Genomic DNA, 11619 nt, shown 5'->3' with positions numbered 1-11619 from the left:
ATCTACGGCCCCGAAGGCGTCTCCTTCTACACCCGCGGCAAAGTCATCACCTCACGCTGGCCCGAACCCACCCACGCCTCCGGCGCCTCCTACAACTTCCCCTCCAACTAGTCCCCAACCGAACGCCGGGGCCGTCGGGCTTGCTTATGGAGCGGCCACCGTCCCCGGCGTTTGGAATCCCGACCGCTAACATCGGTCGACGCATGGAAAGGCAGTACTTTGCACCTCGAATCCCTGATACCACGTTTCTGGAAGAACATCACATGAACGAGGATGGGCACTTGGTCTGGGGACTTGTCGGCGCCAGCGACATCGCTGCCACCCGCATGATCCCTGCCTTTCGCCGGGTCGGTGACCTGGTGGCTGGAGTCTTCAGCAACGACGCCAAGCATGCGAAGTCCTATGCCCAGCGCCATGACATCGCCCGGCATCATGGAACCCTTGAGGAGCTCCTGTCGGACGGGGCAATCGATGCTGTCTACATTTCGAGCCGAAACGAATACCACTCGTCACAAGCCCTCGCGGCAGCCGCCGCGGGAAAGCACATTCTGTGTGAAAAGCCCGTAGCAACGACGCTCGAAGATGCTTACACAATGATCGGGGCGTGCCGGGCCAATGACGTCGTGTTAGCCGTCAATCACCACCTCCCGGCAGCTGGAACTCATCGCACCATCCGGGAACTTGTCGCCGCTGGCGCCATCGGACGTCCTCTTAGCGCAAATGTCAGGCACTCCACACTCCTGCCTGAACGCCTCCGTGGCTGGCGGCTGGAGAGCGCCCCGGGCGCCGGCGTAGTCATGGATCTCTCGTGCCACAATGCCTCAGTCGTCAACCCACTGCTGGGCACTCGTCCCCTTGATGTCGTTGCCACGACGCTTTCCCAAGGCAGTTGGCCTTCCGGCGCGGACGACGCCTCCAGCGCCTCAATCCGATACGACGGCGGGGTCCTGGTCGATTTCCAGGACTCATTTACGCTGCCCTTTACGCCCTCGTTTATCAGAATCAACGGTGAACAAGGCAGCCTCGTTGGGCTTGATGTCATGACGCCAGAGCCGGTCGGATCTGTCCATCTCACTGACAACAGGGGGTGCCGGGAGATCTTGGTGGGGGACCGAAGGCATAGCTATGACATCACGCTCGAGCATTTCCGCTTAGCGGTACGCTCGGGTGCCCGACCCGTAGTCGATGGGCTTGATGCCGCGAACAATCTGGCGGTGAGTCTCGCTATCCAAGCAGCGTCAAACAGTGGCAAGAGAGAAGAAATAAGGTTCATGGAACGGTAGCTGCAGCGCCCGGCCGTCGACAACCAGGAACCGTTGGCGGCCAAGTGCTGGCTCAGTGACGGGGCATATAGTGCCGCCCGCACTAGCGATCAGAGCTGGACGCGGGGATGCTTCGCAGGTGGTCGGCTACACCATCGTCCTTCCCAGGGGCCACGGCTTTGGCAAGGAGGACTCCGAAACCACAAAACAGCAACGGCAGGATGAACGCCAGCGTCAGCCCAACCATTCCACCCAACCAGCCAATAATTGCCGGACCTGCCAGAAGGCCCACATACCCGCAGCTGACCACCCGTGCGAGTGTTTTGCCGGAATCGCTCCTTCCCGCAGCGCCCGCTGCGGTGTAAACCTGCGGAATGATCCCTGAAAGTCCCAGACCGAACAAGGTCCATCCGATGATGGAGAGCGGATAGAAGGTCGACACGACTACCGCAAGCATTCCTGCTCCGGCCATGATGGAACCGTAGCGGACCACTCGGACTGGACCCAACGCATTCGAAGCTCGATCGGCGAGGAGCCGGCCGACTGTCATGGCCCCCGCAAACGCCCCATAGGCCAGGGCGGCCGCAGCCTCGGGCTCGTTGAGATGCTCGACCGTCTGGAGAGCGCTCCAATCGTTTGCCGCCCCTTCCGATAGCAGTATCAGGAACGCCATGACGGCGAGAGCGACGATTCTGCGCCTGTTACGACCAGACGTATCACGTACTGGCGATGCATGTTCGGCCAGCGACACAGGGCTGGTGCCGGTTTCGAGTCGGCGTTCGGTTGCCCGGGAAAGAAGGGCAGGCACCGAAGAAGCTGCGGCTGCCGCACCAACGAGGCAAGCAATGAAAAGAATCCATGCAAGGTCCAGACCGGTGGATTGCCCCGCTGCTGCGGCAACGGCACCCAGTGCGCCGCCAAGGGAATAGAAAGCATGGAAGGCGGACATGATGGGCCGCCCGTATTCCCGCTCCACGACCACGGCATGCTGATTCATCGCCACATCGGTAATCCCGTGGCCGAGACCAAAGATAAAAAGGGCGATCCCAAGGGAAACGGCGTCGGTGGCCATACCCGGTAAGTTCACCGTGATGACCAAGAGCCCTAGCCCCAACGAGCAGCTGGCACGGCTTCCGATCCTGCGGATCAAGAGGCCGGTGAACTGCATGGACACCAACGCACCGAGCCCCAGAAGAAGGATGAGTCCGCCGATCACGGCATGGGAAGTCCCTGTCCGCTCTTGGATGTCCGGAATATTGACAAGCCATATTGCTGAGAGGAACCCGACTCCCGCGAACGTGCCGAACACACCCCATCGTGCACGGACGAGTGCCCGTTGAGGCGTGAGGATGCTGGGAGACATGGAGATCCTTCCGGACAATATTGTGGTTGGCGCTGCTACACATCGAGGGATGCGGTTGTCATTCGGAACGCGCATCCTCTAGAACCTGGAACGTTGGGAGCGGCCGTCCAAGGAGACCTCGAACGCCCCTCAACCTCTGGACTGGTGCGTGCATCACAGGGAGAAGCAACGTTCCCCCCCGAATTTATGTGTACGATCGTACGCTAACGCGCAGATTCGGACAAGGCCAGCTCCGCGCTGCGTTGCGCCGGAAGGACCTTTGAGACCATCGGTGAGAATGCGACGATCAAGACAAGGAGGGCAAGGGCGACAAATGGAATCGAAATCGAGCCAAACGCGCTCACGACGACGGTCATTCCCAGAGGCCCTGCGAGCATCGCAACGTAGCCGATTCCGGTGACGATACCGATGCTCCGCCCGGCGTTCGCGGGGTCGAGTCGACCCGCGCTCGATAGCATGACGGGGGCCATGCTTGCGACGCCTACGCCAACGAGGAACATGCCGCTGGCAAGTGTGAGATCACCTCGTCCCAGGATGAGGACCAGCGCTCCGAAGATGCCGATAAGTCCGCTCACCAGTAATACCCTGACCTCTCCGAATCGCATCACCAGCCGATCGGAAATCATTCGTCCGGCAAACTCACCCAGGGAGAAGAAGGAGATTGCGACCGCAGCGGCTGCGGTGGTGGAGCCGTAAACTTCGACTCCGAACGTTTGACCCCAATCCCAAAGGGAAGACTCAACCCACATGGACAACACGAGCATGCCGCCAAGTACGCATGCCAGGGCCGGCAAGCCTTTCTGGACGACACTCGTTTGTAGCCGCCCTGAGTTCAGCTTGTGGTTCTGGTGGTCAGCCGGAAGGATCTGGTCTTTGCGAAGTACCCAGCCTCCGACCACCGCGCCAATCCCTGCGAGGATGAGGCCCTCTACTGCGTACAGGGGCAGCGGCGAATCATGGACGCCCAGTAGCACGATGAGGCCGCTCGACGCCCAGCCGCCCAAGAATCCACCGATGGGGAAGATGGCTTGGAATCCAGCCATGAGCGGCCGTTCGTAGTGACGTTCCAAGGCTATTGCCAAGGCCCCCGTGGCGGTGTCGAGGCCGCCCCTGACGAGGCCGATGGCGACGCCCAGCACCAGCGCGGCGACGAAGGAATTAGTCAGGGCAAGAGGGAGGAAGCTTGCGGGAAAAAGCACCAAGAGGGGCCAGATGACCATTCGCGGCCCATATCTATCGGCCAAGGGACCGGTCAAAAAGCTTCCAATGACGGCGCCGACGCCTATGGCCGTCGTCAGCATGCCGAAATGGAGGGCGTCGACGGTACCGTCGGACCCGATCCAGCCATAGCTGCGCTGGAGCGAGGATGTGCTCGAAGACCACATGTTGAGGGCTACGCCTATCTGGAAGTAGCCGAAGAAGGTGGCGATACGGGCACGCACAAGCTGCGTTCGCGTGACACCGCCCCACGTAGAAGATTGAGCGTGCGTTAGGGTCATTGCTGTTCTCCAATGGAAGGCGCCGGGCCGTTGCGCAGTTGTGCTGGCAGGCCGCCTCGGTTTCCAACGCCCTACCCCTCGGGCGTACCCAAGGTAATGTCCACATTACTTCCAGTAAAGGAAAGTAAACCTTATAAGTCAAGGGGTAACGGTTGCTGATGCGGCAGCTGCGGAGGGCGCTTGGTCGCGCTGGTTGCATAAGGTAAAGTATGTGTAAGCTTCATATTTACATATATAAGCTTTTGCTGGTCTTGGGCCTGCCCCGGCTGGGCGGTGCACCGTGAAGGAGTCCGAATGACCAAAGTTCTATATCTCTACGGTGGCTGGCCGGGACACAACCCTTACGGCGTTGCGGACTGGACGCGGTCCTTGCTGCAGAGTCTGGATTTCGAGGTGCAGGAATCGACGGATATCTTCATCCTCGACCAGGATCTGACCGATTACGACCTGATAATCAACAACTGGAACAATGCCCTCCTCAGCGAGACTCTGACCCCGTCCCAGGAAGCACATCTGCTCGGCGCGGTGGAGGCAGGGACCGGATTCGTCTCATGGCATGGTGGTGGGGCGGCGTTCAGGGGCAGCGTGATGTACCACATGATGCTGGGCGCCGACGTGTTTTACCACCCTGCAGGTGAGGGAACGCGTCATCCATACCCGTTGTATGTGATGGATCGGGACCATCCGATTACCCGTGGAATACAAGACTTCCATGCTGCCAGCGAGCAGTACTACATGAACGTAGACCCCCGCAATCACGTACTTCTTGAGACAGTGTTCGACGGCGAACACATGCCCTGGCTTGATGGCCAGCGCATGCCGCAAGCGTGGACCAAAGACTGGGGCAAGGGCCGGGTGTTCTATAGTGCCCTCGGCCACTACTTGGACGACCTAACAGCTGCCCCGGTAGAGGAAATCGTCCGACGAGGTCTTCTTTGGGCACGCCGTAACCATCAATCCGCCGACTAAACCCCCACCGTCTTCAGATAGCTCCGAATCCCGTCCACCACCAGTTGGTGGTCGTCGTCGGACGACAGCCCGGATACCGTGATCGCACCGATCACGCCGGCGCCGCGCACCCGGATGGGGAACGAACCTCCAGCCAAGGTGTAGTCCTCGTGGGCGAGCCAGCCGCCACCAACAGGACTGTGTCCTCGGGCGGAGAACTCCTCGGACAGCAACGCCGTGCTGTGCTCAAAGCGCAGCACCGACGCGGACTTGCGGCGGATCCACTCCTCCTGGTCCGAGGTTGCCCCCGGCAGGACGCAGCGGAAGAGCACGATGTTGTGACGGCGGATGTCGATGGCAACCCCGAAGCCGGCAGCGATGGCATGGTTGGCGATCAGCGAACCGAGCCGCCAGGCGTCGTGGTTGTCGAAGGCTGCGAAGACCAGCTCTTCCTCCTGCTGGCGGAGCTCGGTCAATCGTGGCGAATCAGTCATTGTCATTTCCTTCCAGCGCTGCGTCGGCCTCGTAGCTCAAACCGATCTGCTTCCGGATCTCATCCATCGCCGCCATGATGGCCACGGTCTCGGCCGGGGGAAGGATGGTTCCAGCAGTGGAACCATCCCGAACCAGACGCTCCAGCTCAGCGGCCTGGAACTGCATCCCACGGCTGCCGACGGGCTCGTCATACCGTTCAATAACACTGCCGTCCACGGCGTGGACTGTGAAAGGAACGGGGTTGTACCAAGTGTGCTCGATGTCGATCCAGCCGTTGGTTCCGATCACCATTGCGCGGTTGGCGCTGGCGGCATCGAGCTCACAATCAACAATCGCCTGGGCGCCGTTGATGTATTCGAAGATCGCAGCGGTCTGCCGGTCGACGCCCGTCGCGGACATGGAGGCGCTGGCCCGGATTGCGGCCGGCGTTCCCAGGATGTCAAAGGCGAAGGAGACCGGATAAATGCCCAAGTCCAGCAGCGCTCCGCCGCCGAGCGCGGGATCGTTGAGCCGGTGTGCAGGGTCTTGGGGGAGGCTCTGGTTGTGGCTGGCGACCACCTTGCGGACCTCCCCGATGGTGCCGGCATCGATGATGTCGCGAACGCGGATCATGTGCGGGAGGAACCGGGTCCACATGGCTTCCAGGGCCACGAGCCCCTTGGATTCGGCCACGTCAATGATGTCCTGTGCTTCGCGGGCGTTCATGGTGAACGACTTCTCCACCAGCACGTGCTTGCCGGCGTTCAACGCCAGCAGCGCATTGGCGTGGTGGAACGGGTGCGGTGTGGCGATGTACACCACGTCGATCAACGGGTCAGCTACCAGATCCTCATAGCTGCCATGCGCGGTGGCCACGCCGTACTGCTCGGCGAACGCCTTGCTCGAGTCCAGCGAACGGGACCCCACGGCCTGCACCGTGAAGCCGTTCTCGTTCAGGTCCTTCGTCTGAAGCCCGGCGATGAAGCCGGTGCCGAGGATTCCCCAGCGGATGGTTCCGTCGGAGGTGCCATTGCTGAGAGTCACGTGCCTAGTCCTTTGTTGGGTCGGAAATTGGGTACGCCACAAACGCGAAGCGCCCGGAGTCCGGCGACCAGCTGTTGACGTTGAGGGTACCTTGGCCGCCGAAGAGTGGCCATGTATGGAGGGGAGTGGTCCAGTCCTCGGTCGAAACAAGTACGACGGCGACAGGCAAGTCGGCGGGGTGGCCAACAGTACCGCTGGGGAACTGGATGTACGTGGCGTAACGGCCATCGGGGGATGGATGGGGAAACCAGTCGACCGTTTCTGATTCGAGGAGCTGCTCGAATCCGCTGCCGTCGATCTGGATCCGGGCAAGCTGGGCGTGGCCAGGCGCCGAGGTGAAGGACTCTGTGTTCAGGTACAGCCACTCCCCATCCGGCGAGTACTCCGGGCCGTCGCAGTGACCGGGCCCGACATCAACGCGGGCGGCAGCACCGCCGTCGGACGCCAGGGTCATCAGGCGGCCCGGCTGCGTAAAGTCGCCCGCCTCGATGCCCACGTAGGCGAGTTCCTTTCCGTCAGGGCTGACTCCGTGGAGGAAGTGGAAGGAACCGTCGTCGTCAGTGATCCTGGTGGCCGGGCCACCGGAAAGCGCGGCACGGTAGATGTGGCCATCGTTGGCGGAGAGGAAGATGTCCTTGCCATCAGGTGCCAGAACGTGATCGTTGTTGAGGTCCGGGATGCCGGTGAGCGGGACTTCCACGGGATGGCCGCCGGTCACGTCCAGCGTCCACAACTTTCCGTCCCCGTTGAGGACAAGTGCGCCGCCGTCGCCCGACCCCTTCGAGGTCAGGGTCCAGTTGGGTGCTTCAAACAGAACGTCATCGGTGGAGTAGAGCAGCTCGGCGTGGCCGTTAACCGACGCGATCCACACCTCGCAGCGCTGACTTGGTTGGAGGGTGCGGATCACGTCGGTTGGTCCTAGTCCTTGCTGCTGAAGGCGGCGTCGAAGGAGGTCTGCGAGGCGGGGAAGTCGAACTTCTTCAGGGCGGCGAGGGCTTCGGGTGCGCCGTGGAGGCGGTCCATGCCGGCGTCTTCCCACTCAACGGAGATGGGTCCGTTGTAGCCGATGGCGGTGAGGGCGCGGAAGGACGATTCCCAGGGCACATCGCCGCGTCCGGCGGAGACGAAGTCCCAGCCACGGCGCGGGTCGCCCCAGGGCAGATGGGAGCCCATCACAGTGTTGCGGCCGGTGGGACGGAGCTTGGTGTCCTTGCAGTCCACGTGGTAGATCCGGTCCTTGAAGTCCCAGATGAAGGACACAGGGTCGATGCCCTGCCACATGAAGTGGGAGGGGTCCCAGTTCAGGCCGAACGCTTCGCGGTGGCCGATCGCTTCGAGGGTCCGGACGGTGGTCCAGTAGTCGTAGGCGATCTCACTCGGGTGGACTTCGTGGGCGAAACGGACCCCGCATTCGTCGAAGACGTCCAGGATGGGGTTCCAGCGGTCGGCGAAGTCCTGGTAGCCGGCCTCGATGACCTTCTCCGGGACAGGCGGGAACATGGCCACGTACTGCCAGATCGAGGAACCGGTAAACCCCACCACGGTATCCACCCCGAGCGCGCGGGCGAGGCGTGCGGTGTGTTTCATTTCCTCGGCAGCGCGTTGGCGGACGCCTTCGGGTTCCCCGTCGCCCCAGACGCGCGTGCCGACGATGGCTTCGTGGCGGAAGTCGATGGGGTCATCGCAGACTGCCTGGCCTTTGAGGTGGTTGGAGATGGCCCAGACCTTCAGGTTGTACTTCTCCAGGATGGCGAGTTTGGACTCGACGTAGCCGGGTTCGTCCCAGCGCCAGGCGTCTAGGTGGTCTCCGGAGACGGCGATTTCCAGGCCGTCGTAGCCCCAGCCCGAGGCAAGGCGCGCGACTTCCTCGAAGGGGAGGTCGGCCCACTGGCCGGTGAACAGGGTGTACGGGCGGGACATGGTCAGGCTCCTTCAGTTGCGGTGCTGGAAAGTTGGATCAGTGAGCTTTTGGCGGCAGCGGACTCTTCCACGGCGGCGAGGATGTGCTGGACGTTCAGGCCTTCCTCGAACGACGGCGACGGAGCCTCACCGGCCGCGATGGCAGTCAGGAAGTCCCGGATCTGGTGGGTGAAGGTGTGTTCCCAGCCGATGATGTGACCCTGTGGCCACCACGCCTCGAGGTAGGGGTGCTCGGGTTCGTTGACCAGGATCCGCCGGAAACCCTGCTCCCGGACGGGCACGGTGGCGTCCAGGAAGCCGAGTTCATTGAGGGCTTCAAGGTCGAAGAGGATCGTGCCCTTGTCACCGTAGATTTCGAGTTTGAGGGAGTTCTTCTGGCCCGTCGCTACCCGCGAAACCTCTACTGAGGCGATTGCTCCGGAGGCGAGGGTCAGCGTGGCCCAAGCGGCGTCGTCGACCGTGACATCTTCCAGCCCATTAGCGCCGGGGCGACGGTCCACGAAGGTGTGCAAGCGGCCTGAAACCTCGGTGACCGCGTCACCCAGGAGGAACAGGACCTGGTCGATGGCGTGGGAAGCGATGTCGCCCAGGGCACCGGAACCGGCCGTTTCCTTGCGGAGGCGCCAGGTCATGGGGGACTCGGCATCCGAGAGCCAGTCCTGCAAGTACGCGGCGCGGACGTGGCGGATGGTGCCGAGGCGTCCTTCGGCGATGAGTTCCTTGGCGAGGGCCAGGGCCGGGACGCGGCGGTAGTTGAAGCCGATCATGGACTGCACGCCGTTGGCCCGCGCGGAGGCGGCTGCGGCCACCATCAATTCGGCCTCACCCAGGGTGTTGGCCAGCGGCTTCTCCACCAGCACGTGTTTCCCGGCGGCCAATGCCGCAATGGCAATTTCGGCGTGCATCCAGCCGGGCGCGCAGATATCGATGATGTGGATGTCGTCGCGTTCAATCACGGAACGCCAGTCCGTGGCGGACTCGGCCCAGCCATACTTGGCTGCTGCCTCGGCCACCTGGGTGGCGTCCCGGCCCACCAGCACTTTCTGCTCGAAGGCCGGGACGTCGAAGAAACTGGCCACGTTCCGCCACGCATTCGAGTGGGCCTTTCCCATGAAGGCGTAGCCGATGGCGGCCACGCCGAGTGGTTGATGCGCCTGGGAAGGATGGTCGGATGGGTGGGCGGGGGTGGTCATGTTCTTGTTCCTCGCTGATTCTTAGAGAGTGGCTGTTTCGGGTGCCCAGTCCTCAGGGAGGGCCGCCGAGACAGGTGCGTTGCTGGTGACGTCCACGAACGTGCCCGACTCCACGGACTCGGCGATCGAGACCATGCTGTCCAGCACGTGGTAGGCAAGATCGCCCGTGGCGCGGTGCGCAGTGCCGGCACGGAGCGCCCGGGCCATGTCCAGCACACCCAGGCCGCGGCCGTTGGCCGGCCCGGTGGCAGGGATGATCTCGGGTTCTTCCGCGCCCGGACGCCACAGCTTGAGGTCGCCGTCGAAGTAGTTCGGATCCGGCAGGGACAGCGTAGCCTCCGAGCCCGTGATTTCAACGAAGCCCATCCGCAGACGCGGCGACTCGAAGGAGAACACGCTGTGCGAGGACTGGCCGCCTTCGAACTGCGCCATCGCGGACACGTGCGTGGGGACCTCGACGGCGAATTCCTCGCCTGCCTTGGGACCGGAACCAATAATGCGGGTCGCCTTCGCCGAGGAGCCGACGGCGGCTACCTTGCGGACCGATCCGAACGTCTGGATCAGGGCGGTCAGGTAGTACGGACCCATGTCGAACAGCGGACCGGCACCGTGCTGGAACAAGAACGCCGGGTTCGGATGCCACGACTCCGGACCGGGAGTCTGGAACGTGGTCATACCTGTCAACGGGGTACCGATGTCGCCACGTTCGATGATCCGGCGTGCCGTCTGCAACCCTGCGCCCAGGAACGTGTCCGGGGCGGTGCCCAGGCGGATGCCGGCGGCATCAGCGGCCTTGAGCAGACCCAGCCCCGACTCGCGATCCAACGAGAAGGGCTTCTCGGTCCAGACGTGCTTGCCCGCGTTGACCGCCGCAGTGGCCACCTCCACGTGCGCTGCCGGGATGGTCAGGTTCACGATGATTTCGACGTCGGGATGGTTCAGTGCCAGCTCGGGCGTACCGAACTCGGCGATCCCGTATTCCTTGGCCCGTGCTTCGGCGGCCTCGACGAAGAGGTCCGCGATCACCAGGACCTTCAGGTCAGGGAAGGTGGTGAGGTTGTCCAGGTACTGCTTGCTGATGTTGCCCGCGCCGATGACGGCAACGCCCACCGGGCCTGTACGGGTGGAGGGTGCGAAGCTCATGCCTTGGCTCCTTCTGCTGCGGCGTTGAGGTACGCGAGGCTTTCCGTGATGCCTTCGAAGATATCGCCGGAGTAGTCATCGAATTCCACCACGCCAACTTCCAGGGACTTGGCAGCAGCGATGACATCCAGGACCGGAATGGTGCCTTGGCCGGCGGGCTGCTGGGCCTTGGTATCGGTGTTGCCCGGGCCGTCCTTGATGTGGATGAGCTTCACGCGGTCACCCAGGTGGGCCAGAAGTTCCACAGGATCCTGGCCGCCAACGGCAACCCAGTACGTGTCCACCTCGAGTACGAGCTCCGGATCCAGCAGTCCTTCGAAGTATTCCAGCGCGGTCGTGCCCTCGATGGTGGACTCCAGCTCCCAGGCGTGGTTGTGGTATCCCACACGGATGCCGTACTCAGCACCCTTCTTCGCTGCGGCGTTGAGCTTGGCTGCCGTGCCTTGGATGGTTTCGGCGTCCTGCCAGTGCTCCGCCGGGAGGAAGGGGTCGATCACGGTGGTGATGCCCAGTTCCTTGGCAGCGGCAAAGATCTCGTCCTGGTCCTGGCTCAGCAGCGGGGCATGGCCGGAAGGAGCTGTGAGGCCGTTTTCCTTCAACGCCGCACCGAGCTCCTTGGCGGTGGCCACGAAATTGTACGGCTCAACCTGCGTGAAACCGATCTCGGCAACCTTCTTGATGGTTCCAGGCAGGTCCTCCTGGATGGCATTGCGGAGGGTGTACAGCTGGAGTGAATACGACATTGGGTTCCTTTTCGGGAGTGGGTTTTTCCG

Annotated in this window: 11 protein-coding genes; 2 read left to right on the top strand and 9 right to left on the bottom strand. The window is 62.6% G+C overall.

What is annotated here, in order from left to right; genetic code table 11:
* Positions 1 to 263: 263 nt before the first annotated feature.
* On the top strand, positions 264 to 1283 hold the full coding sequence (locus LN996_RS12175) for a Gfo/Idh/MocA family protein (protein ID WP_231340641.1): 1020 nt from the start codon (positions 264 to 266) through the stop codon (positions 1281 to 1283).
* Positions 1284 to 1365: 82 nt separating this feature from the next.
* On the opposite strand, the gene LN996_RS12170 is transcribed toward LN996_RS12175, so the two are convergent.
* The gene (locus LN996_RS12170; protein WP_231340640.1) at positions 1366 to 2625 is read right to left on the bottom strand and encodes an MFS transporter; all 1260 of its coding nucleotides are present in this window, start codon (positions 2623 to 2625) and stop codon (positions 1366 to 1368) included.
* A 203-nt stretch (positions 2626 to 2828) separates the two neighbouring features.
* Positions 2829 to 4124, bottom strand: a complete 1296-nt coding sequence (locus tag LN996_RS12165) for a sugar MFS transporter (RefSeq protein ID WP_231340639.1) — start codon at positions 4122 to 4124, stop codon at positions 2829 to 2831.
* A 294-nt stretch (positions 4125 to 4418) separates the two neighbouring features.
* Here LN996_RS12165 and LN996_RS12160 point away from each other — a divergent pair, with 294 nt between their 5' ends.
* A complete protein-coding gene (locus tag LN996_RS12160) occupies positions 4419 to 5093 on the top strand; it encodes a ThuA domain-containing protein (protein ID WP_231340638.1) in 675 nt (224 codons plus the stop codon).
* Here the strand turns inward: LN996_RS12160 and LN996_RS12155 are convergent.
* Genes LN996_RS12155 through LN996_RS12125 form a run of 7 tightly spaced genes read right to left on the bottom strand, consistent with a single transcriptional unit; the run spans position 5090 to position 11589 of the window.
* Positions 5090 to 5566, bottom strand: a complete 477-nt coding sequence (locus LN996_RS12155; protein WP_231340637.1) for a heme-degrading domain-containing protein — start codon at positions 5564 to 5566, stop codon at positions 5090 to 5092. The genes LN996_RS12160 and LN996_RS12155 overlap by 4 nt on opposite strands.
* On the bottom strand, positions 5559 to 6590 hold the full coding sequence (locus tag LN996_RS12150) for a Gfo/Idh/MocA family protein (RefSeq protein WP_231340636.1): 1032 nt from the start codon (positions 6588 to 6590) through the stop codon (positions 5559 to 5561). Before LN996_RS12150 ends, LN996_RS12155 begins: the two co-directional genes overlap by 8 nt.
* Before the next feature lie 4 nt (positions 6591 to 6594).
* Positions 6595 to 7497, bottom strand: a complete 903-nt coding sequence (locus LN996_RS12145) for a biopolymer transporter Tol (RefSeq protein WP_231340635.1) — start codon at positions 7495 to 7497, stop codon at positions 6595 to 6597.
* A gap of 11 nt (positions 7498 to 7508) precedes the next feature.
* Complete coding sequence (locus LN996_RS12140; RefSeq protein ID WP_231340634.1) at positions 7509 to 8510, bottom strand: sugar phosphate isomerase/epimerase; 1002 nt, start codon at positions 8508 to 8510, stop codon at positions 7509 to 7511.
* 2 nt (positions 8511 to 8512) lie between these two features.
* The gene (locus LN996_RS12135) at positions 8513 to 9703 is read right to left on the bottom strand and encodes a Gfo/Idh/MocA family protein (RefSeq protein ID WP_231340633.1); all 1191 of its coding nucleotides are present in this window, start codon (positions 9701 to 9703) and stop codon (positions 8513 to 8515) included.
* A 21-nt stretch (positions 9704 to 9724) separates the two neighbouring features.
* On the bottom strand, positions 9725 to 10846 hold the full coding sequence (locus LN996_RS12130) for a Gfo/Idh/MocA family protein (RefSeq protein ID WP_231340632.1): 1122 nt from the start codon (positions 10844 to 10846) through the stop codon (positions 9725 to 9727).
* The gene (locus LN996_RS12125; protein WP_231340631.1) at positions 10843 to 11589 is read right to left on the bottom strand and encodes a sugar phosphate isomerase/epimerase; all 747 of its coding nucleotides are present in this window, start codon (positions 11587 to 11589) and stop codon (positions 10843 to 10845) included. The genes LN996_RS12130 and LN996_RS12125 overlap by 4 nt, the downstream gene beginning before the upstream one ends.
* Positions 11590 to 11619: the final 30 nt, after the last annotated feature.

The sequence above is a fragment of the Arthrobacter sp. AK01 genome (genome assembly GCF_021109375.1).
In the GTDB taxonomy this organism is placed as follows: Bacteria; Actinomycetota; Actinomycetes; order Actinomycetales; family Micrococcaceae; genus Arthrobacter.
Note: the sequence above shows the minus strand (reverse complement) of the source record. Positions and strands in the feature narration are given on the sequence as shown.